The following is a 22,084-nucleotide window of genomic DNA, read 5'->3' on the forward strand; positions in this document are numbered from 1 at the left end:
TACTTGGAGAGCTCAGCCATGACGTCCAATTCCCATGACAACCAGCCTGGCCCACGCCCTCCTGGCCATGAGCAGACCAACATCCAGATCGACCGCGTCCACTACCGTGTACATACCGACACGATGACCGGAGAGCAGCTCAGGCAACTAGTGACCCCACCCATCCCCATGGACCGCGACCTGTTTCGGGTCGTACCAGCCGGGGATGACGTCAAGATCGAGTTGACCGACGTAGTGGCCCTGCGGGATGGAATGCGGTTCTTCACCGCGCCGGCACGGATTAACCCGGGACGTTGGAGGATCCACGATGGCGCTCACGACTGAGGATCAAGAATCACTTCAGCGGCTCGGCTTGAGGGCTGTCGTGTGTGATGAGGGGGGGATGACCTGCGTGGAGATCCCTGAATTTCGCCTTCCGGAAGGCTTCACCCGGTCGACCTCCACTCTATTGCTTCGCCTGAATCCCGCCTTCCCAGACGTGCCGCCGGACATGTGGTGGTTCGACCCGCCGGTGCTACGAGCCGATGGTGCGGTGATCCCGGCTACAGATCACAGTGAGCACCATCTCGGGCGACCTTGGCAGCGCTGGTCGCGGCATCTGGATCCAAGCCAATGGCAGTCCGGGGTGGACACAATGGAATCCTTCATCGCAATTATCCGGCGCGAGTTGGCAACTTCGGTGCCGCAGGCGGTTGCATGCGCGTAACCCTGGTCCTGACGGAAACCTTGGCCGAGCAGATCGCCGAAGCTGCCGCCGGTGCCGTGGAAAGCGGTGGTGTGCTGCTGGCGCGCGTGATGCAGATCGACCAGGAGGTCCGTTTGCTTGCCCGCCGGTATGTGCCGGTGCCAACCGAGCACTATGAGCTGCAAGCGGTGGACGCCCTGACGGTGCGTGCCGACGGGTTTGTGCCGGCATTGGCTGCCGCCGAGCAAGACCAAGCCGTGGCGATCTGGTTCCACACCCACCCTGGCCTGCAGAGCGCACCGCTGCCCAGCCTGCATGATGACCAAGTTGATCGCGAACTGGCCGAAACCGTGCGTATCCGCACTAACCAGCCGTACTACGCCACTCTCATCGCCAGCCCGAGCGAATCAGGCCCCTTTCGCTTCTCCGGCACGCTGCAAACCCCGACGCAGGTGTGGACGATTGATCGGATCTGGATCGTGGGCGAGCGCTGGCGTCTGCTGCCGGCTGTTGATTCTCCGCAGTCCGCAGCTCCGCCTCGTTATGACCGCAATGTGCGTGCTTTCGGCAGCGACATCCAGGCGGCGCTGGGCCAACTTAAAATCGGCGTGGTCGGATGCGGAGGCACTGGTTCGGCCGTGATCGAACAGTTGGCACGCCTTGGTGTGCGTGACTTCGTCCTGATCGATCCCAAGGCCCTAACCGAAAGCAACGTGACCCGGGTGTATGGCTCATCTCTTGCCCAAGTCGGCGCCGACAAGGTTGAGGTCGCACGCGAGCACGTGGCCAAGATTGCACCGCATGCCTACGTGCAGGCCGTCGTCGGCAGCCTGACCAATGCCGATACCACGGCCGCCCTGGCTGGATGTGACTTGGTCTTCGGTTGCACCGATGATGAGGCGGGGCGCTTGGTCCTTTCTCGGTTTAGCACCTACCTGCTGTGCCCGGTGATCGATTGCGGAGTCCTGATCTCCAGTGACGCGACAGGGGTTATCATCGGAATCGACGGGCGCGTAACCATACTGAGCCCTGGGGGCGCCTGCCTTATCTGCCGCAATCGCATCGACACGGCACTGGCCGCGGCCCAGATGCTGCCCGCCCATGAGTATCGTCTGCGCCAAGCGGAAGGCTATGCCCCGGCACTCGGTAACGTTGAGCCGGCGGTAGTGACTTTTACCACCGCCGTAGCCGCCGCCGCGGTCAACGAATTGCTGGAGCGGATGATCGGCTTCGGCCCGGACCCTCGGCCCAGCGAAGTGCTGCTGCGTTTCCACGAGCGAGAGATTTCCACCAACCGCAGACAGCCGCGGCCTCGCCACTACTGCCACCCTGACGCAGGCAAGTGGGGGCATGGAGTCGTCGCCCCGTTTCTTGATTTGGGCTGGCCCTCATGAAGATCCATTGGTACGACTGGTGGCCCTGGTGGGCATGGCGGGTGGTTGGCCATGTAGATGCAGCCGATGAAATCCCCGAGCGCTTACCCCGTACGGGCATCGTCGTGGTGGGTAGCATGGATTCGCCCAAGTGGATCGCCTTCGATTGCCCCTGCCGTAGGGGTCACAGGGTGCTGCTACCTGCTTCTCGCTCCTCTACTCCGCGTTGGTCTATTGCTGGAAGTCGCCATACGACGCTTTCGCCTAGCATCGACGCTTGGCACGAATACACGAAGCGTTGTCATTACTTCATTCGTCGAGGGAAGCTGGAATGGGTAAAACACCGATACCAATAGTGGAAGACGCGACGTCGGATACCGGCGCCCCTCCAATCCCGTCAATGAAACATACGCCAGCATTCGCGGCGCAGAACGGCATGCGCTATCGGCGCCAAGAGCTGATCAAGGAAATCGAGGGGGCCACCGGCAACCAACTGATTTGCTGCGTTGGTGGGACGTCGACGGCGATTCGTCGTGACGACGTCCTGTTCCTGTCCGACTTGTTGCACAACATAGACCGTGGCCAGCCAATCGATCTGCTGTTGCATACGCCCGGAGGCGATATGGATGCTGCGGAGAAGTTGGTCTCCATGATCAGCCTCGCCGCCAGCACCGCAGCTTTTCGCATTATCGTGCCCGACTTTGCCAAGAGTGCAGGTACGTTGATGGCGCTTGGCTCCAACAGCATCGTAATGAGCGATAGTTCGGAACTAGGGCCTATCGACCCCCAGGTCGTCACCGAGGAACGCAATGGCACGGTTCACCTGACCGCCATACAGGCTTATCTGGACGCGTTCGCTGACTTTTCTGCTGCGCTCAAGAAAGATCCACAAGATCCCGCGGCGCAAGCGATGGTGGAAAAATTTGATCCCGCCCGCGTGCATGAGTACAACGCGGCCATCAAACGCGCCCGCAGCTTGGCGGAGAAGTTGCTAGCGGCGCGCATGTTTCCGGCGGGTTCTGGCAATGTCACTGCCATCGCTGGTCAGTTGATGAACACCAAGCAATACCTTTCCCACGGCCAAATGATTGGCTACGTGGAAGCACAAACACTTGGTCTACGCGTGGACTACATGCCGCCGGAAGATCCGCTTTGGCAGGCCTACTGGCAGTTGTACTGCTACCAGCGGCTTGAAGCCGAAGAGCGCTTCAAGATATTCGAGTCGCACTACGCCTCGCTGCGCGAGGACGATGCGGTTTAGTCAGCAAGTAGAACCTGCTTACTTACACCACCTAGAGATGAAGGACGTTTCATGAGCAACTTGAAGATCCATAGCATTGGGGGCAAGGGAGATCTGGCCAATGAGTGCGTTTGGCTGGACGTCCTTGAGGACATTGCCAGCTTGTCCCATTACATCGTATGCGACACTACCTACTCGGATGCTACCCACATCTCCAATGAACTTCGCCACATGTATTGGTTCAAGAATAAGGCGGTCAAGAAAGGTGATTGGATCAAGCTGATGACCAAGAGCGGCACAGACACAACCGCCTCCAATAACCGCAGTACAACAACCCACATCTTCTACTGGAAGCTCGGGCGCACAGTCTGGAACAAGGAGGGGGACGCGGCCGTGCTATTTCATATCAACACCTGGCATACCTTACGATCCTAGAGTTAGGTGGGAACCGTCGGAACAAGTGGGTCCGCGGGACTCAGGAAAAACGAGAAACAGGTATACGGGATTCATGCTGCCTCACGCCGCAAGCGGGTCTTGCCGAAGAGCGGATAGAGCCTCGCCGCTACGGTCCATGTCCTCTGCCAGCAGGGCCTTCAAGGCCAAGGCTCCCTTGGGCGAACCTATTTTGTCCAATCGTCGCCCATCCACAGTGATTCCGGCGAGCGATCCATCCGACGAGTGCAAAGCGGTCAGTCTTTCAAGAACATTCTTGAACGCCATGACGTCTTCTTCCGCAAGGCATCCTCGACGACGTGGGAGCACGCTTATCTTGTAGACCTTCAGTGTCTGAAGAACGGTGTGGAGACACCGAAATGTGTCGCAGCTGCGCGCATGACCATTGCCTTGCAGCACTTCTGACTGCGCGCCCATTCCATGCTGATCTGATAGTTTCGATTCCAACGTAGGTCGTCATTTCGGCGAATGGATACCTCTCCATTCTTGATACGCTTCAGTAGCGTTCTCTGATCGATCCCCATGAGCGCAGCAGCATCCGGCACAGAGCCCCACGAACAGGCCTCGCGTGTCTGTGTCCACTCCTGTACTTGACGGGGCTCCCTTGGAGATCTCGTCAGCTGCTCTCGTGTCCAGTAACCTGCTCCGAATCGCGTGACTTCATCGCGCAAAAACTGCAGCTGGTGGGCATGCTCCTTCAGGTTCTTTCCCAACGTCGTCCTACTGGCGACCCCTCCTATCCTGCGATTGGGCGCCGTGGGGAACCCTCACTAGGGCCGCAACGAAAGACCAATCCCCCTTATTTACAAGTCACCGAGGGCGGTGCCTCACGCGTGTAGATGTGTGGCGGTTGTTGCGAAAGATCGGCGAAGCTGAGGAAATGACGCAGCCACTCCACATCCGAGCCCTTCGCCACGTGCTGGACAGAGCGCTCGCTGAGCAGCATCAACTGCCAGCGCAAACGATCGCAGCGGCGCTTAGCATCCCGTATCTCAATGGCACGGCGCGCTACTTGCCATCTCCCACCTGGGACGACTATCCCGCCCGCTGAGCCGCTGTCACTCTGGCGTGCATTCATGGTGGTAGTTCGGGTATACCAAGGCTTGGGGCCAAGGCCCCTAATAACGCGCGCCCAAGAAAAAAGGCCCTCAAGGAGCCTTTTTTACTTTTAGGACTGGAATCCAGGCTCTTACACGCTTGCGCAAGTCAACTAGCGTCTTATGCGAGCCACGCTAGCGTTTTATGGCTACCCAACTAGCGCCTTATGGGGGTCCGCACAACAGACATAGGGGATTTTCAATCCCTATTCAAAACTCACCCGCACTTCGAATACCCACAGTTCAAGCACGTCGCGCAGCCGTCCATGATGACGAGCGCCTTGGTGCTGCACTTGTGGCAGAGGGTGGCGGAGGGCGGGAAGCTGGCGCCGTCGCCGGTGACGGCGATGTCTTCGGAGGCGCCTGGGGTGTTGGTGGTGGTGTTTGAAGGGCCTGCGCCAGGAGCGCCCCCTTCTGCCCTTCGGGCATCTTCCCCCGCTTGGGCGGGGGAAGGGATGGGCGGGGGGGTTATTTCAGAGTTTTTTTTTGCGCGGTCTTCGTACTGCTTGCGCTTTTCGGCCAGGATGGCGCGCTGGTGGTCGCTCATTTCCGGGTCGTGGATGAGGCCGATCGACTTCATGTGTTCTTCGACGATGGCGCCCAGTTCGGCGACCAGGGACGGCATGTAGACGCCGCCGGCCTTGAAGTAGCCGCCGCGCGGGTCGAACACGGCCTTCATCTCATCGACCAGGAAGGTGACGTCGCCGCCCTTGCGGAACACGGCGGACATGATGCGGGTGAGCGCGACGATCCACTGGAAGTGCTCCATCGACTTGCTGTTGATGAAGATTTCGAAGGGGCGGCGCAGTTCGTGCTCGGTGCCGGCGTTGAGCACGATGTCGTTGATGGTCACGTACATGGCGTGTTCCACCAGCGGCGACTTGATCTTGTAGGTGCTGCCGACCAGCACTTCCGGGCGCTCGATGCGCTCGTGCATGTGGATGATGTCGGCCTTGGGCAGTTCGGCTTCGGCCTTGGCGCGGGAGATCGACTCGGCCTGCACCGGGGGCGCCGCTTCGCGCGCCTTGTCTTCCGGGGTGAGGACGCTGTAACCCTTGATTTTCTTGTCGATCTTGACGGCCATGGCGGGAAATCCTGTTGTGTCGTTGTGCGAGGTGATGAGGGGACCGCCTTCCGGGCGGTGGTGCCCTTAACGCCTGTCCCCTCTCCCGGTCAGGGAGAGGGGAAGGCGGTGTTGCGGGTTACTTCCTGGCCGCCTTTCTGGCGGCTTTCTTCACGGTCTTTCTCGGGGCTGCTTTGCGGACGGCTTTCTTGGCCGCCTTCTTGGGTGCTGCTTTCTTCGGTGCTGCCTTTTTGGCCGTGGCTTTCTTCACGGCTTTCTTCACCGCCTTGCGGGCGGTCGTCGCCTTCTTGGCAACCTTGCGCTTGGCCGTGGCCACGTCACGCTTCACCGTGCCCTTGGCCTTGGCGACATCCTTCTTGGCGGTGCGGCGCGCGGCCGACACCTTCTTGGCCGCCTTCTTCTTGGCGCCGGTGGCCTTGCGCTTGAGCGCGGCGGCTTCCTTCTTGGCGTTGGCGCTGGCGGCGGCCAGTTTCTTCTTGGCCTTGTCGACGGTCTTCTTCACCGCCTTGCTGGCCTTGCTGGTGCGTTTGGCGACGGCCTTCTTGGCCTTGGCGAGGTCGGCCTTGACGGTCTTTTCCGCCTTCTTGGCGGCCTTCTTCGCCTTGGCGACGGTGGCGCTGGCGGAGGAGGCGACCGCGCCGCCGATTTCCATCGCCTTTTCCTTCACAGTCTCGGCGGCGTCGGAGAGCGTCGCCGTGACACCATTACCGTTGCTCATGTGCCCTCCTGTGGGCGTTCTGTCGGATTACGTCGCCGATGCTATACCCAGCTTCGCGGTTTTGCAGCGGGGCTGGGGGTTGTGGGTTTGCCTTTGGAGTGGTTTGGGTTGGCGGTAAAAGCAGCTCGCTTTGCTCGCCCCCCTCACCTGCCCTTCGGGCATCCTCTCCCGCAGGCGGGAGAGGGGGCTTTCAGTTGGTTTGTCGGTTAGGAGCAGCTCGCTTTGCTCGCCCCCCTTACCTGCCCTTTGGGCATCCTCTCCCGCAGGCGGGAGAGGAGACTTCGGTTGGTTCTACTTGGGCGGGGTTCTTTCGGGTTTGGTGCGGCTGCGGGGCAGCGCGCGCCGGCCGTCAGAACTTGCCGTAGTAGCCTTCCTTGAGCGCGTCGAACAGGTTGGCGGCGGTGTGCATTTCGCCGTCGTATTCGATCTGCTCGTTGCCCTTGACCTCCACCACGCTGCCGTCGTCCAGCTCGAAGCGGTAGGTGGTGTTTTCCAGGTCCGCTTCCTTGACCAGCACGCCCTGGAAGGCGGCGGGGTTGAAGCGGAACGTGGTGCAGCCCTTCAGGCCCTGCTGGTGGGCGTAGCGGTAGATGTCCTTGAACTCCTCGTAGGGGTAGTCCGTGGGGACGTTGGCGGTCTTGGAGATGGAGCTGTCCACCCACTTCTGCGCGGCGGCCTGCACGTCCACGTGTTCCTTGGGCGAGATGTCGTCGGCGGCGATGAAGTATTCCGGCAGCTTGGCGTCGGCGTCGTCGCTGAACGGCATGGCCTTGGGGTTGACCAGTTCGCGGTAGGCCAGCAGCTCGTAGGAGTAGACGTCCACCTTTTCCTTGGACTTCTTGCCTTCGCGGATCACGTTGCGGCTGTAGTGGTGCGCGAACGAGGGCTCGATGCCGTTGGAGGCGTTGTTGGCCAGCGACAGGCTGATGGTGCCGGTGGGTGCGATGGAGCTGTGGTGGGTGAAGCGGCTGCCCACCTCGGCCATTTCATCGACCAGGTCCGGGGCGACCGAAGCCACGCGCTGCATGTAGCGGCTGTACTTGGCGTGCAGGACCTTGCCGGGGATTTCCTGGCCGACCTTCCAGCCGTCCTTCGCCATTTCCGGACGCTTGCGCAGCATCTCGGCGGTGACGGTGAACAGTTCTTCCATGATCGGGGCGGCGCCCTTTTCCTTCGCCAGCGCCAGGCCCATTTCCCAGCCGGCCACGGCCATTTCGCGGGCGATGGACTCGGTGAACTCGCACGATTCCGGGCTGCCGTACTTGTGCTTGAGCATGGTCAGGGTGGAGCCCAGGCCCAGGAAGCCCATGCCGTGGCGGCGCTTGCGCAGGATTTCGGCGCGCTGCTGTTCCAGCGGCAGGCCGTTCACTTCCACCACGTTGTCGAGCATGCGGGTGAACACGCGCACGACTTCCTTGTATTCCTCCCAGTCGAAACGGGCCTGGTCGGTGAAGGGATCGCGCACGAACTTGGTCAGGTTGACCGAGCCCAGCAGGCAGGCGCCGTAGGGCGGCAGCGGCTGCTCGCCGCACGGGTTGGTGGCGCGGATGGTCTCGCACCACCAGTTGTTGTTCATCTCGTTGACGCGGTCGATCAGGATGAAGCCCGGCTCGGCGTAGTCGTACGTCGAGACCATGATCATGTCCCACAGGTGGCGGGCGCGGATGTGGCCGTAGATCTTGCAGGCGACCAGGCCGTCGTCGCGGACCACGTAGTTCTTGTGGGTCGGCCAGTCGCGCCAGACCACCTGGTTGGCGTCTTCCAGGTCCAGGTCGCCCTTTTCCTTGATGTTGACCGGGAACACCAGCGGCCAGTCGCCGTCGTTGTTGACCGCGTCCATGAAGCCGTCGGTGATCAGCAGCGACAGGTTGAACTGGCGCAGGCGGCCGTCTTCGCGCTTGGCGCGGATGAAGTCCTTCACGTCCGGGTGGGAGACGTCGAAGGTGCCCATCTGGGCGCCGCGACGGCCGCCGGCCGAGGACACGGTGAAGCACATCTTGTCGTAGATATCCATGAAGGACATCGGGCCGGAGGTGTAGGCGCCGGCGCCGGCCACGAACGCGCCGCGCGGGCGCAGGGTGGAGAACTCGTAGCCGATGCCGCAGCCGGCCTTCAGGGTCAGGCCGGCTTCGTGGACCTTGTCCAGGATGCCGTCCATCGAGTCTTCGATGGTGCCGGAGACGGTGCAGTTGATGGTGCTGGTAGCCGGCTTGTGCTGCTGGGCGCCGGCGTTGGAGGTGATGCGGCCGGCGGGGATGGCTCCGCGGCGCAGCGCCCACACGAAACGCTCGTACCAGTAGGCGCGCTTCTCGTTGGTGGTTTCGGCATCGGCCAGGGCACGGGCCACGCGCTGGTAGGTACCGTCGATGTCGGCGTCCAGGGCTTCGCCCTGCTTGGTCTTCAACCGGTACTTCTTGTCCCAGATGTCCTGGGACGCCGGCTGCATGGGAATCTCGGTCCCGGTTGCCGCTGTCTTGACCGCCTCGAGGCGCACCGTGCTCATGTTGTGTCGTTCTCCTTGGTTCCTGAACCGGGTTCTTTTCTAGTTGTGTGTTACCGCAGCGTGCCCGGACGACGGGGACGACCGGCCCGCGCGCAGCGCTCCATCATGCGCGGCGCAGGTTGCCGGAGTGTGTTGGCGGGATTGCGGGAAACGTGCTCACGTAGGCTCACGCTAGTTTTCTCACACCCTTCCGTCGCTTTGGCGCCCCTCCCCGGGGAGCCTTCCTTTGTCAAGCAAAAACACCAGTGCTTGGGCCGCTTTCGCACCAGACCGCTATATGTAGTGGCGGCACGAGGTAGCCAAGCTACCCCCGGCCGGGGGGTCTGTCAATCGGCTGATGGTGCTTTTTTTCATGACAATCCGGGGTGATCCGGTGAAACCGCGGACAGTCCTGGCGTGGAACTTCATTGCGGGTTTAGTGGTCGATGCGCACACTCGTTCAGGAACGGCGGACGCCCCTTGCAAGCCTCGCCGGGCGCCGCCATCCGAAGTCCCAGACCCTCACGACCTGCCGCGATACGACCGATGCGACCGATCCGACCGCTCCCCACCCTGCTGGCCCTGACCGCCGCCGCCGCCTTCGGCGGATTTGCCGCCACGGCCCTCCACGAAACCTTCCAGCAGCCGGCGCAGGCGATGCCCGCGGCCGCGATTCCCGCCGCCGCGACGCTGCCGGCCGCCGTCGGCGGCCAGCCGGTGCCGTCGCTGGCGCCGATGCTCAAGCAGGTCACCCCGGCGGTGGTCAGCGTGTACAGCCGCCAGACCGTGCGGGTGGCCAGTCCGCTGGGGCCGTTCGCCGACGACCCGTTCTTCCGCCGCATCTTCGGCATTCCGGACATGCCGCGCGAGCGCGTGGAGCGCGCGCTGGGCTCGGGCGTGATCATCGATGCCCAGCAAGGCCTGATCCTGACCAACCACCACGTCATCGAGAATTCCGACGGCGTGTCGGTGACCCTCAGCGACGGCCGCACCATGGAGGCCGAGTTCCTGGGTTCGGACCCGGACACCGACGTGGCCGTCATCCGCATCCCGGCCACCAACCTGACCGCCATCCCGATGGCCAACAGCGACCAGTTGCAGGTCGGCGACTTCGTGGTGGCGATGGGCAATCCCTACGGCCTGGGCCAGACGGTGACCTCGGGCATCGTCTCGGCGGTGGGCCGCAGCGGCATCCCGATGGCGGGCTTCCAGAACTTCATCCAGACCGACGCCTCCATCAACCCGGGCAACTCGGGTGGTCCGCTGGTCAACCTGCAGGGCCAGCTGGTGGGCATCAACACCGCCAGCTTCAACCCGCGCGGCAGCATGGCCGGCAACATCGGCCTGGGCTTCGCGATTCCGATCAACCTGGCCCGCAACATCAAGGACCAGCTGATCGCCAACAATGGCGTGGTCAAGCGCGGCACGCTGGGGGTGGAAACCCAGAACGTGGATGAGCGCCTGGCCAAGGGCCTGGGCCTGGAGAACCCGCGCGGCGCCCTGGTGACCCGGGTGTATCCGGGTTCGGCCGCTGCCGCCGCCGGCCTGCAGTCCGGCGACGTGGTGCTGGCCGCCAACGGCCAGCGCATCGACAACGCGCCGTCGCTGCACAACTTCGAGGGTCTGCAGGACGTCGGCAGCCGGATCAGCCTGGACGTGCGCCGCGACGGCAAGCCGTTGCAGCTGACGGCGACGTTGAAGGAAGGCCTGCGTTCGCTGGATGGCGCGACGCTGGATCCGCGTTTGACCGGCGCCACCTTCAAGGAACTGGATGAAGGCACCCGCCAGCAACTGCGCAGCATGGGCGCGGGCGGTGGATTGCAGGTCGGCAACGTCGCGCGCGGCAGTCGCGCCTGGAACAGCGGCCTGCGTCCGGGGGATGTGGTGGTGGCCAGCAGCAGCGGCGATTTCGCCGACCTCGCCAGCTTCCGCGCCAGCTTCGATCGCAAGCCGCAGCAGTTGGTGTTCCAGGTGGTGCGTGGCGGGCGGCCTGGCAATCTGTTGATGCAGTAGGCCAAGCAAAAGCAAAAGCAAATCCCCCCTGCCCCCCTTTTTAAAAGGGGGGATCCTTCGGTGTTTTTCACTTGAACGGATGCTGCTTCTGCCTCCCCCTTTGAAAAAGGGGGACTGAGGGGGATTTGCTTCTGATAGTGGGATTTGCAGAAGCCCCCCGCCCCCGGCCACATAACAGCCCATTCATGCCCACCTGCTATAGAGTGGAGTGGCAATCCCTCACTGCTGGAGACGACGATGAGCAATCCCACCGCTACCGATGCGATGAAGAGCAATCTGGGCGAGGCCGGTTCGCACCTGAAGTCGGCCGCATCCGCCGCCGGCGAGGCGATCAAGGGCGCGGCCGGCGCGGCCGGCGACGAACTGAAGCTGGGCAAGGCCAACGTGAAGTCCGAGCTGGCCGATAGCGCGCTGGCCGGCATCGCCGCCGCCGAAGTGGGTGGCGCCGCCGCCCGCGAACAGGTGGACGCGCTGATGGACAAGGGCCGCGATCTGATCGACAGCGCCGCCGACCTGATCCGCGAGCGTCCGCTGGCCTCGTTCGGCGTGGCCTTCGCCGCCGGCTGGATCATCGCCAAGCTGGCACGCAGCGGCGACAAGTAAGCCCCACGCGTGAGCGTTCCGCCGGAATCTTCCGACGCCGAAGCACCCCGAGCCGCCAAGCCCGGGCTGGACGACAGCCTGCGCGAGGTCGGCGCGGCCGGCAAGGCGGCGCTGGCCTCGGCCGGTGACACCGGCCGCGCGCTGCGCCGGCTGGTGTCGGCGGATCTGGCGTTGGCGCGCAGCGCGTTCGGCCGCGCGCTGGCCTGGGCCGGCGTGGCGATCATCTTCGGCGCCTCGGCCTGGCTGTTGTGCGCGGGCGCGTTGATCGCGTTGCTGCAGCGGCTGGGCTGGTCCTGGCTGCAATCGCTGTCGGTGACCGCACTGGTCAGCATCGGCGTGACCGTGCTGGCGGCGTGGAAAGTGGGGCAATATTTCGATCACACCGGGCTGCACGCCACCCGCCGCCAGTTGCAGCGGCTGGGCCTGTTCGACGAGCACGACGACGCCGACGAGGACGGCGACACCGACCCGGGAGCGGCGCGATGAATTTCGAACGCCTGCAACGCCGCGTGGATCGCGCCGAACAATTGGTCGAGGGCCGCGCGCTGCAGACCCGGACGCACTGGCAGACCCTGAGCCAGGTCTGGCGCGACAGCTGGACGCCCGGCCGCATCATGATTGCCGGGTTGGTCAGTGGTTTCCTGGCCGGCCGCGCCGAACCGCTGCGCTCGATGAACGGCGCGCGCTGGTTGCAGATGGTGGGTTCGCTGAGCAGCCTGTTCGCCACCGTGCAGGCAGCCACCGCCGCCGACCAGGCCAGCGAGGCCGCTGACACCGCGCAGGCGGTGCAGGAAGAGCAGGAAACCACGCAGGCCTATCCGCCGGAAGAACCGCTGGTGGATGAAGCCTTCGACGAGGAAGAGATGCCCATCCGCCAGCCCATGCCGGCGGAAGCGGCGACCGAGATGTCCGAGCGCTAGGCTCGCGCGTCGTGCCGGTGAATCTCCGCACGCCCTGATGCTGCTCTTGCCTCCCCCTTTGAAAAAGGGGGACCGAGGGGGATTGGCTCTTCCGCGTAAAAGCAAATCCCCCGGTCGCCTGCGGCGCCCACCCCCTTCTCCGAAGGGGGTATGGCTTGTGTCGCCCGATGCCCGTCGATTCGGCGTGAACGAAACCCGCTTCCCCTTCACGCCATGACGATGACGCCTGCCGGAACCCGTCCGGCTACCTCGCGGCCCGTGCGGAACCGGTCCGGAGCGGCATAATCGGGCTCCATCTCAGGAGTGACCCGATGGCTCTTTCGCCCGCTGGCGACACCCCCACCACCGCCGCCGAATCCGCGCCGTTGCCGCCACGCCCGCGTGCGCCGATCGCGCTGGTGGTGCTGGCGACGCTGGCAGTCGGGTTCACCCTGTGGGCGGCGCAGGACGTGGTGTTGCCGGTGCTGCTGGCCGCGTTCTTCGCGCTGGTCGGCAATCCAATCATCCGCACGCTGCGGCGCCTGCATTTGCCGCGTTTCCTGGCCGCGCTGCTCGTGCTGCTGGGCGGACTGGCCGCCGCCGGCGCGCTGGGCACGCAGTTGTGGCAGCCCGCGTCGGTGTGGTTCCGCGAGGCTCCGAGCGAGCTGCGCCAGCTGGCGCCGAAGCTGCGCGAGTGGACCAAACCGGTGCAGGAAGCCAACCGCGCGGCGGAGAATTTCGCCCGCGCCGCCGGCGGTGAGACCGGCAAGCGTCCGCAGATCGTGCGCACCGCGCAGGACGATCCCTACCGCATGCTGACCACCACGCCCCGCTTGCTGGCCTCGATCCTGGCGGTGGTGCTGCTGACGTTCTTCTTCATGGTCTACGGCGAGAACCTGCAGCGGCAGGCCATCGCCCTGCTGCCCAGCCGGCAACAGAAGAAGTTCACCGTGGACATCCTGCATTCCATCGAGCGCGAGGTCTCGCGCTACGTGCTGACCATCAGCGTGATCAACACGGTGGTGGGCCTGATCTTCGCCACCGCGCTGTACCTGCTGAAAATGCCACTGAGCGAGGCGATGCTGTGGGGCACGCTGGTGGCGCTGCTCAACTTCGCGCCGTATGTCGGCCCGCTGATCGGCGTGATCATGATGCTGCTGGTCGGCTTCATCACCTTCGACGATCCGCTGCACACGCTGCTGCCGGCCGGCATCTACCTGGTGCTGCATACGCTGGAAGGCCAGATCATCACGCCGATCATCCTGGGCCGGCGGATGGCGCTGTCGCCGCTGGTGCTGATCCTGGCGTTGATGCTGTTCGGCTGGGCCTGGGGCATCATCGGCCTGCTGCTGGCGGTGCCGCTGCTCGTCTGCGTGAAACTGGTGCTGGCGCGGGTGGAAGGCATGGAAGGCTGGGCCCGCCTGCTGGAGTAATCCCGCCCCGGGCCCACCAACCTGTGGGAGCGACGTGAGTCGCGATACCCACCGTGGCCAGGAAAGCCGCAGAACCGGGTGTGGCCCTGTTCCGCGCCGGAAGCTCGCGACTCACGTCGCTCCCACGAGAAGGGTGGAAGGAAGCGTTTTCGGCGGCTGGAAGCGCGGCGGGGTAAAATCGCCCCGTGAGCTTCCCCGTCCGCGCCATCACCCTCGACCTCGACGACACCCTCTGGCCGTTCGCGCCCATCGGCGCGCGGATTGAACGGGTGCTGCACGAGTGGCTGGTCGAACACAGTCCGCGTACCGCCGAACTGTTCCCGATCGAACGCATGCGCGCGCTGCGCGAGCAGGTGTTCACCGCCCATCCGGAACTGATCCACGATCTCAGCGCGATGCGCCGGCTGACCCTGCAGCGCGCGCTGCACGAGAGCGAGGCGGATCCGGCGCTGCTGGAACCGGCCTACGAAGTGTTCTATGCCGCCCGCAACCAGGTCGAATGCTACCCCGATGCGATCGACGCCCTGCTGCGCATCGCCGCGCGGGTGCCGGTGGCGGCGGTGACCAACGGCAACGCCGATCTGGAGCGGATCGGGCTGGCCCGGCATTTCGTGTTCCAACTGGGCGCGCGCGAGCACGGTTCGGCCAAGCCGGAACCGGGCATCTTCCTGGCCGCCTGCGATCGCCTGGGCGTGCCGCCCGCGCAGGTGCTGCACGTGGGCGACCACATCGATCTGGACGTGGTCGGCGCGGCGCGCGCCGGCCTGCGCACCTGCTGGCTCAACCGGATCGACCACGTCGATCACCTGGCCGGCTGGCCGCATCCGGATCCATTGCCGGATCTGGAATTCGCCACCCTCACCGCACTGGCCGACTGGCTGGATGCCCATCCCGATTTCGCCACGGAGCATGCCCGCGCATGAACCTTTCCCCCGGCTACACCCAGGATTCCTCCCAGGCCCGGCCCCTGCACGTCGTCGAGCGCGGCGGCTGGGAAAGCTGGCGCGATGCGCAGCCCGCCGCCGTGCGCGCGTGGCTGGAAGCGCAGAACTACACCGCCGCACCGGGCACGCTGGCGCTGTTGCCCGGCGATGACGGCCTGGCCGGCGCGATCATCGGCGTGGGCGATCCACTGGACCCCTACAGCTATGCGCACGCGCCGTTCGCGCTGCCCGCCGGCGACTGGCGGATCGTCCATGACCTGGATGCCGGTGCGCGCGCGGCGCTGCAACTGGGCTGGGGCCTGGGCGGCTACCGCTTCAGCCGCTACAAGACACCCTCGCGCGTGCCGGCGCGGCTGGTGCTGGGCGAGCCCGACGCCGAAGCGCTGGATCTACTGACCGCCAGCCTGCGCGTGCGCGATTGGGTCAACACGCCGACCGAGCACATGGGTCCGGACGAACTGGAAGCCGCCGCGCGCGCGATCGCCGAGGCGCATGACGCGGACATCGACGTCATCGCCGGTGATCAACTGCTGGCGCAGAACTTCCCCGCCATCCACGCGGTCGGCCGCGCCTCGCATCGCGCGCCGCGCCTGATCGCGCTGCAATGGGGCGACCCGGCGCACCCGCACGTGGCGCTGGTCGGCAAGGGCGTGTGCTTCGACACCGGCGGGCTGGACATCAAGCCGGCCGACGGCATGCGCAACATGAAGAAGGACATGGGCGGCGCCGCGCACGCGCTGGCGCTGGCCGGACTGGTGATGGCGCGCGGGCTGCCGGTGCGCCTGACCCTGCTGCTGCCGGCGGTGGAGAACAGCATCGGTCCGAACGCGTTCCGCCCCGGCGAGATCATCGCCACCCGCAAGGGCATCAGCGTGGAAATCGACAACACCGACGCCGAAGGGCGGGTGATCCTGTGCGACGCGCTGACCTATGCCGGCGAGCAGTCGCCGGAGATCGTGCTGGATTTCGCCACCCTCACCGGCGCGGCGCGGATCGCGCTGGGCCCGGATCTGCCGGCCCTGTTCGCCAATGACGACGCGCTGGCCAACGACTGGATCGCCGCCGGCGATCGCATGCGCGATCCGGTCTGGCGGATGCCGCTGTGGCGTCCCTACCTGCGCTACCTGACCAGCAACGTGGCGGATCTGGCCAACGCCGGTTCGCGCATGGCCGGCGCGGTCACCGCCGCGCTGTACCTGGAACGCTTCCTGCCGGCCAACCAGAAATGGGCGCACCTGGACGTGTACGCATGGAACGACAGCGATCGTCCCGGCCGCCCGGCCGGCGGCGAAGCGCTGGCCCTGCGCAGCGCCTACGCGCTGCTGAAGGCGCGCTACACCTGATGGACCACCGGGCCGCCTGATTCGGCGGCCGCTTCCACCCGATCCCGCCCATCGCGCTTGGCGCGGTAGAGCGCTTCGTCGGCGTGGCGGATCAGGCTTTCGCCCTGGCGCCCGTGCAGCGGGAAGCTGGCCACGCCGATCGACACGGTGACCGCCGGCAGTTCCTGGCCCATGTGGCGGATGCGCATCGCACCCACCGCCGCGCGGATGTTCTCGGCGCGCTCGCACGCGGTGTCCAGATCGGTTTCCGGCAGGATCAGGGTGAATTCCTCGCCGCCGTACCGGCAGGCGATGTCCTCGCTGCGCGCCAGCTTCTGCAGCAACTGGCCGAACCCGGACAGCAGGGTGTCGCCGCCGACATGGCCGTGCAGGTCGTTGAAGGCCTTGAAGTGGTCCAGATCCATCATCATCACGCTCAGTGGCAGGCCGCGCCGTTCGCAGCGTGCCAGCTCACGGGCCAGCGACTCTTCCAGATAGCGGCGGTTGAACAGGCCGGTCAGCGGTTCGCGGATGGATTGCAGGCGCAGGCGTTCCTGCAGATCCAGGTTGGACAGCGCCATCGACAGCTGCTCGGCGGCGGTCTCGATCAGATCCTGGCGGGCCAGGAAGCCGTCATCGTGGCTGGACAGGTACAGCAGGCCCAGCTGGGTGCCCTGGGCGATCAGCGGAATGCAGGCGGTGGTCGGCGAGGCGTGCAGCGCCGGCGACATCACATGGGTGCAGCCCAGCATCTCGGCATGCGCGCGATGCACGTGCGGCTGGCCGCGACGCAACGCCCAGCAGGCTTCCAGCGGAAACATCGCGTCGCTGTGCAGCGCGTGCTCGCCCCAGTGCGCGGCCTCCTCGGCATAGTCCTGCGAGGCGCGGATGCGATAGATCGTGCCGCCGGCGTGCGGCAGCAGGCGGGCGAAATGCTGGGTCGCCAGGCGGATGGCTTCCTCGGTGCGCACGCAGCTTTGCAGCATGCCGCTGTAGCGGCTGAGTTCGTTGAGATCGGCGCTGTGATCCTCCAGCTTCTCGATGGTGACCATCAGCTGCCGGCGGGCATCGCTGCTGGCTTCCTCCGCATGCGCGCGACGGCGGATCTCGCCCACCAGCAGCCAGTAGACCAGTCCGGTCACCGCCAGTCCCAGCGGGATGCCCAGCAATGCCAGGCCGCGCAGCAGGTTGGCGCTGTCGTGGCTGGAGCGGGCGCGCTGGGCCAGCAGTTCGCGCTCGGCCGCAACCAGTACTTCGGCCTGATCGCGGATGTTGACGGTCGCCTGCCGCACCTCGTGGTTGATCGAGCGTTGCGCCGCCGCCAGCCCGCCGAGCCGGAAGTTACCCAGGGTGGCTTCCATCTGCGACAGCCGGCGCAGGATTTCGATCCGCCACGCGAGCACCCGCCGGGTCTGATCGGGATTGTCGCCGACCAGTTGCTGCAGGCGTGCGATCGCATTGGGCAGTTGGTCGCGGCTGCGTCCGTAATCGGCCAGGTAGTTGACGTTGCCGGTGAGCAGGTAGCCGCGCTGGGCCGACTCGCTGTCATGCACGGCCGATTCGATGTCGCCGATCAGCGCGATGACCTCGTTGGTGTGGGTCACCCGGTTGGCATCTGAGATGAAGCGCTGCGCCCCGTAGAACACGCCCGCGCCGATGGCCACGAAGATCAGCGCGGCGGCGAACAGACCGAGTCGATTGGCTTGGCGGGGTCTCACGGAAGGGGTCGGTGCCGGGTCGGGTCCGGCCCCAGCCTAAGCACAGGAAGCGGACACGACAATCCCGCGGGCGCCGTTATGGAACCAGCGACACATCATGACGCGCCGCATGGAGCCACATCGAAAGCGCGCGGGCTGCATTCTTGCGCTTGTCGAGGCGCATCACGGCCGCGCCGGCCCGCGCGCGTGAGAACGTACGCTGACGCATGTGCAAGTCGCGATTACAGCCGCGGCTACAGCAGGCCGCGCTGGCGCGCCAGCCGATAGGCCTCGATGCGGTTGCTCACGCCGAGCTTGCCGATGGCCTCGGACAGGTAGTTGCGCACGGTGCCCTGCGAGAGGCTGAGCTGGCGCGCGATGTCGCCGGCCGACAATCCCTCGCCGGCCAGCCGCAGCACCTGGCGTTCGCGATCATTGAGCGGGTCGGCTTCGTTCCAGGCTTCCAGCGCCAGTTGCGGATCGATGGCGCGGCCGCCGGCATGGACCTTGCGCAGCGCGGCGGCCAACTGATCGGCCGGCGCGTCCTTGAGCAGATAGCCGGACACACCCGCGTCCAGCGCGCGGCGCAGGTAGCCGGCGCGGGCGAAGGTGGTGACGATCACCACCCGGGTGGGCCATGCGTGGCGATGGATGCGCTGGGCCAGTTCCAGACCGGTCAGGCCGGGCATTTCGATGTCGGTGACCAGCAGGTCCGGACGCAGCCGCTGCAGTTCGCGCCAGGCCGATTCGCCGTCGGCGGCGGTGCCGACGACCTCGATGTCCGCTTCCAGGTTCAACAGCGCGGTCAACGCGCCGCGCACCATCGCCTGATCCTCGGCCAGCAGTACCCGGATCATGCGCGCGGCGATTGCGCCGGGTGCGAGGCGTGCGGCATGGGGTTGTTCCTCAGGTCTGCGCGGGCAGCAAGGATGCCGCGCCCGAGGCCTGCGGCGCCAGCGGGCCTGCCGGCAGGCTGGCCTCCAGCACGGTGCCGCGTCCTGGCCGCGCGTCGATGCGCAGGCTGCCGCCGAGCGCCTCCAGTCGTTCGCGCATGCCGCTCAATCCGTTGCCGGGGACGATGGCACCGCCACGGCCGTTGTCCTCGATGCGCAGCCGCAGGCACCCATCAGCCACCTCCAGTTCCACCCGCGCGATGCTGGCGCGGGCATGCCGTTGCAGGTTGGTCACCGCCTCGCGCACGGTCATCGCCAGCACGGTTTCCTGTTCCGGCGACAGCGGCGGGATTCCTGTCGGGCAGGTCAGCGCCACGCCGTCGGATTCCAGCAGCAGCCGCGCCGAGGCCAGTTCGGCGGCCAGGCCGGCCGCGCGGATGCCGGTGACCGCGCTGCGCACCTGCGCCAGCGCATCGCGGGCGACCCGGCTGACTTCGTCGATCTCGCGCCGCGCGCCCGCCGGATCCCGATCCAGCAGCTTGCCGGCGAGATCCGACTTGAGCGCCACCAGCGACAGCGTGTGGCCGAGCAGATCGTGCAGATCGCGGCCGATGCGCTCGCGCTCGGCCATCGCGGCCAGCCGGCGCACTTCCTCGTGGCTGAGCATGAGCGCCGCATCGGCCTGCGCCTTGCGCGCGAAGCTGATGTTCATCAGGCCCACCGCGAACCCGACCATGAGCGTGCTGGCCAGGTAGATCAGCGGCCAGCCCAGCACCATCCATTCCACCGAATACGCCGCCAGCAGCACCAGCATCCAGGCAATCGCGGAACGGGTGGGGCCGGCGAACGCCATGAAGGCGCAGGCGTAGATCATGTAGCTCTGCGCACCGGGATTGAACGGCGTGAGCGCATGGCCCAGCGCCGCCATGCCCAGCGCGTTGAACAGCATGTACCGGCGATCGCGGTAGTAAGCGCCATGGAACAGCACCAGGAACACCGCGTAGCTGGCCAGGGTGGGCCACAGCCAGTTGGGAAACGACGCCGGGTTGGACATCGGGGTGACGAAGATCCAGATCGACCAGATCAGCATCAGCAACGGGAACCAGCGCCCGGTGCCGCGCCCGCGCAGTTCGCTGCGTCGCTCATGCAGGTTCGCCAGCGAATTCTCGGATACGGGCGGGAAGTACATGAACACGTGGATTCTCCGGACGGAACCGAACCTCAGGCCGGACGCGCCAGCCGCCGCCAGGCCAGCAGGCCGAACACGACGGTGACGAGCGCCAGTACGGCCACATGCAGGATCAGTGGCTGGCCCGCATCCTTGCCCACTACCCGCAGTGCGATCTGGGCCAGATGATACGCCGGCCACAACTGCGCCAGTTGCGACAGCACCGCCGGCAGCATGCTCAACGGCAACCACAGGCCGGACAGGAACGCCATCGGCAGATACACCAGGTTGATCACCGCCGGCGCGCCCTCGCCGCCGACCAGGCAGCCCAGCCACAGGCCGAGCGCGGCGAACGGCAATACGCCCAGCACGTTGACCAGCCACAGCGTCGCCCATTGCCACGGCGACAGCGAAACCCCGGCCAGGCCCGCGGCGATCAGCGCCAGCAGCACCGACACCACGGCGGCGAAGATCATCGCCATGGCGGTCTTGGCCAGCAGATAGGCCGCCGGCGGCATAGGCAGCGCGCGCTTGAGTGCCAGCAGGCCGCGCTCGCGATCCAGCGCCACGCTGACCCCGAAGCCGAACAGGGCCACGCCCATTACCCCGAACACGCCATAGGTCGCCAGGAAGTAGCGCGCCGCCACGTCGCCGCCCTGCCGCGCGCCCAGCAGCACGCCGAACAGCAGGTAGAACAGCGCGGGAAACAGCAGGGTCGGCAGGGAGAACGAAGGCGTGCGCAGCAGGCGCAGGAATTCGTAGCGGGCTTCCAGCAGGTAGGCGCGCAACGGCGTGCGCACACGGGCGATCGCGGTATCCATCAGGCGGCCTCCTGTTCGCGGGCCTGCCGGGTGAGGCTGATGAAGGCTTCGGCCAGGCCTGCGCGGGCCACTTCCAGTTCGGTCAACGCACCGTCCTCGGCCAGCAGCCGGCGTACCACCGGTTCGGCCCGATCGGCGACGATCTCCAGACGCTCACCGTCATGCCGGGCGCTGCGCACCTGCGGCCAGCCGGCCACGACCTCCGCCGGCAACGCGGTGAGGCAGCGGATGCGCCGCTGCGCGACCCGCGCGCGCACCTCGGCCACGCTGCCCTCGGCGATCACGCGTCCGCCGTCGATCACCGCGACGCGATCGGCCAGCGCCTCGGCTTCCTCCAGGTAGTGCGTGGTCAGCAGCACCGCGCAGCCGTCGGCGACCAGTTCGCGGATCGCTTTCCACAGGGTCTGGCGCGCCTCGATGTCCAGGCCGGTGGTGGGTTCGTCCAGGAACAGCAGTTGCGGACGGCCGCAAATCGCCAGTGCGAACTGCACGCGCCGCTGCTGGCCGCCGGACAGTTGCCCGTAGCGGCGTTCGAGCAGGCCGTCCAGTCCGGCCATCGCCACGCAATCGGCGACGCTGCGCGGCACGGGATAGTAGCTGCGGGTGAGATCCAGCAGTTCGCGCACCTTGAGCGTGTCCGGAATGCCGGCGCTTTGCAGCATCACCCCGAGGCGCCGGCGCACCGCCATCGCACCGGGTGCCTGGCCGAACAGGCGGGCCTCGCCGCCATCGGGCGGTTGCAGGCCCAGCAGGATCGCGATGGCCGTGCTCTTGCCGGCGCCGTTGGGGCCCAGCAGCGCCAGCAGGCGCCCGGGTGCCAGCGCCAGATCCAGCCCGGCCAAGGCGGTGATCGGTCCATAGCGCTTGTGCACGGCGCGCAACCGGGCCGGTTCGTACTGCGGTGCCTGCATGTCCATGTGGGCGCATTCCCGAGGTGTCGGCGATGCGACCAATCTAGGCCGCCGGCGGCGGACCCGGCAGTGGCGGACTTCATGCGCAGGGGATGACAGCTGTCACTTGGTCGTCCGGCCCCGGCCGGGCATCCTGTGCCCTCCCCACCCGGGCGCGGGCCGTCGGGACCGGCCAACAAGTGACTTCCGGCAACTGGGCCGGGTTACCCTAGCTGGTCACACTTTCCGCGTTCGCCCGTCTGGATAAG

General features: G+C 65.9%; 21 protein-coding genes. 12 read left to right on the forward strand and 9 right to left on the reverse strand.

Going from position 1 to position 22,084, the window contains the following annotated elements; all coding sequences use genetic code 11:
• The first annotated feature begins 18 nt into the window (after positions 1-18).
• The 5 genes from FG323_RS08775 to FG323_RS08795 all read left to right on the forward strand — a co-directional run bounded on the left by FG323_RS08775 (position 19) and on the right by FG323_RS08795 (position 3,733).
• The gene (locus tag FG323_RS08775; protein WP_141454142.1) at positions 19-324 is read left to right on the forward strand and encodes a multiubiquitin domain-containing protein; all 306 of its coding nucleotides are present in this window, start codon (positions 19-21) and stop codon (positions 322-324) included.
• Entirely contained in the window at positions 308-706 is a 399-nt protein-coding gene (locus FG323_RS08780) for an E2/UBC family protein (protein ID WP_181444142.1), read from the forward strand. Before FG323_RS08775 ends, FG323_RS08780 begins: the two co-directional genes overlap by 17 nt.
• On the forward strand, positions 697-2,079 hold the full coding sequence (locus tag FG323_RS08785; protein WP_181444143.1) for a ThiF family adenylyltransferase: 1,383 nt from the start codon (positions 697-699) through the stop codon (positions 2,077-2,079). Before FG323_RS08780 ends, FG323_RS08785 begins: the two co-directional genes overlap by 10 nt.
• Positions 2,080-2,458: 379 nt before the next feature.
• A complete protein-coding gene (locus FG323_RS08790) occupies positions 2,459-3,319 on the forward strand; it encodes a hypothetical protein (protein WP_181444144.1) in 861 nt (286 codons plus the stop codon).
• 51 nt (positions 3,320-3,370) lie between these two features.
• A complete protein-coding gene (locus tag FG323_RS08795) occupies positions 3,371-3,733 on the forward strand; it encodes a hypothetical protein (protein ID WP_141454146.1) in 363 nt (120 codons plus the stop codon).
• 81 nt (positions 3,734-3,814) lie between these two features.
• Here FG323_RS08795 and FG323_RS08800 read toward each other — a convergent pair whose 3' ends face one another.
• The 4 genes from FG323_RS08800 to FG323_RS08820 form a co-directional block, all read right to left on the reverse strand.
• A complete protein-coding gene (locus tag FG323_RS08800; protein ID WP_141454147.1) occupies positions 3,815-4,018 on the reverse strand; it encodes a hypothetical protein in 204 nt (67 codons plus the stop codon).
• A 1,047-nt stretch (positions 4,019-5,065) separates the two neighbouring features.
• Positions 5,066-5,932 carry an NrdJb gene (locus FG323_RS08810; protein ID WP_141454148.1) on the reverse strand — a complete coding sequence of 289 codons (867 nt, stop codon included), beginning with the start codon at positions 5,930-5,932 and terminating at the stop codon, positions 5,066-5,068.
• A gap of 118 nt (positions 5,933-6,050) precedes the next feature.
• On the reverse strand, positions 6,051-6,584 hold the full coding sequence (locus FG323_RS08815) for a histidine biosynthesis protein HisIE (RefSeq protein ID WP_181444145.1): 534 nt from the start codon (positions 6,582-6,584) through the stop codon (positions 6,051-6,053).
• Between the two features lie 415 nt (positions 6,585-6,999).
• On the reverse strand, positions 7,000-9,153 hold the full coding sequence (locus FG323_RS08820) for an adenosylcobalamin-dependent ribonucleoside-diphosphate reductase (RefSeq protein WP_141454150.1): 2,154 nt from the start codon (positions 9,151-9,153) through the stop codon (positions 7,000-7,002).
• 534 nt (positions 9,154-9,687) lie between these two features.
• On the opposite strand from FG323_RS08820, the gene FG323_RS08825 reads away from it, so the two are divergent.
• The 7 genes from FG323_RS08825 to FG323_RS08855 all read left to right on the forward strand — a co-directional run bounded on the left by FG323_RS08825 (position 9,688) and on the right by FG323_RS08855 (position 16,367).
• The gene (locus tag FG323_RS08825; protein WP_141454596.1) at positions 9,688-11,145 is read left to right on the forward strand and encodes a Do family serine endopeptidase; all 1,458 of its coding nucleotides are present in this window, start codon (positions 9,688-9,690) and stop codon (positions 11,143-11,145) included.
• A 237-nt stretch (positions 11,146-11,382) separates the two neighbouring features.
• Positions 11,383-11,748, forward strand: a complete 366-nt coding sequence (locus tag FG323_RS08830; RefSeq protein WP_141454151.1) for a hypothetical protein — start codon at positions 11,383-11,385, stop codon at positions 11,746-11,748.
• 9 nt (positions 11,749-11,757) lie between these two features.
• Positions 11,758-12,234 (forward strand): phage holin family protein, encoded by a 477-nt coding sequence (locus FG323_RS08835; protein WP_141454152.1) that lies wholly within the window; start codon positions 11,758-11,760, stop codon positions 12,232-12,234.
• Positions 12,231-12,668: a protein sip-5 gene (locus FG323_RS08840; protein ID WP_141454153.1), complete on the forward strand. Its 438-nt coding sequence runs from the start codon at positions 12,231-12,233 to the stop codon at positions 12,666-12,668. The genes FG323_RS08835 and FG323_RS08840 overlap by 4 nt, the downstream gene beginning before the upstream one ends.
• Before the next feature lie 311 nt (positions 12,669-12,979).
• Positions 12,980-14,080 carry an AI-2E family transporter gene (locus tag FG323_RS08845; protein WP_141454154.1) on the forward strand — a complete coding sequence of 367 codons (1,101 nt, stop codon included), beginning with the start codon at positions 12,980-12,982 and terminating at the stop codon, positions 14,078-14,080.
• Positions 14,081-14,265: 185 nt separating this feature from the next.
• Positions 14,266-15,003 carry an HAD-IA family hydrolase gene (locus tag FG323_RS08850; RefSeq protein ID WP_141454155.1) on the forward strand — a complete coding sequence of 246 codons (738 nt, stop codon included), beginning with the start codon at positions 14,266-14,268 and terminating at the stop codon, positions 15,001-15,003.
• Positions 15,000-16,367 (forward strand): leucyl aminopeptidase family protein, encoded by a 1,368-nt coding sequence (locus tag FG323_RS08855; RefSeq protein WP_141454156.1) that lies wholly within the window; start codon positions 15,000-15,002, stop codon positions 16,365-16,367. Before FG323_RS08850 ends, FG323_RS08855 begins: the two co-directional genes overlap by 4 nt.
• Here the strand turns inward: FG323_RS08855 and FG323_RS08860 are convergent.
• The 5 genes from FG323_RS08860 to FG323_RS08880 all read right to left on the reverse strand — a co-directional run bounded on the left by FG323_RS08860 (position 16,358) and on the right by FG323_RS08880 (position 21,842).
• Complete coding sequence (locus tag FG323_RS08860; protein ID WP_141454157.1) at positions 16,358-18,064, reverse strand: diguanylate cyclase; 1,707 nt, start codon at positions 18,062-18,064, stop codon at positions 16,358-16,360. The genes FG323_RS08855 and FG323_RS08860 overlap by 10 nt on opposite strands.
• A gap of 233 nt (positions 18,065-18,297) precedes the next feature.
• Positions 18,298-18,900, reverse strand: a complete 603-nt coding sequence (locus tag FG323_RS08865) for a response regulator transcription factor (protein WP_141454158.1) — start codon at positions 18,898-18,900, stop codon at positions 18,298-18,300.
• Positions 18,901-18,949: 49 nt separating this feature from the next.
• Positions 18,950-20,125, reverse strand: a complete 1,176-nt coding sequence (locus FG323_RS08870) for a sensor histidine kinase (RefSeq protein WP_141454159.1) — start codon at positions 20,123-20,125, stop codon at positions 18,950-18,952.
• A 32-nt stretch (positions 20,126-20,157) separates the two neighbouring features.
• On the reverse strand, positions 20,158-20,925 hold the full coding sequence (locus FG323_RS08875; RefSeq protein ID WP_141454160.1) for an ABC transporter permease: 768 nt from the start codon (positions 20,923-20,925) through the stop codon (positions 20,158-20,160).
• Positions 20,925-21,842, reverse strand: coding sequence for an ABC transporter ATP-binding protein (locus FG323_RS08880; RefSeq protein ID WP_141454161.1), 918 nt, complete (start codon positions 21,840-21,842; stop codon positions 20,925-20,927). The genes FG323_RS08875 and FG323_RS08880 overlap by 1 nt, the downstream gene beginning before the upstream one ends.
• Between the last annotated feature and the right edge of the window lie 242 nt (positions 21,843-22,084).

The sequence above is a fragment of the Pseudoxanthomonas sp. z9 genome, from assembly GCF_006542425.1.
Lineage (GTDB): Bacteria > Pseudomonadota > Gammaproteobacteria > Xanthomonadales > Xanthomonadaceae > Pseudoxanthomonas_A.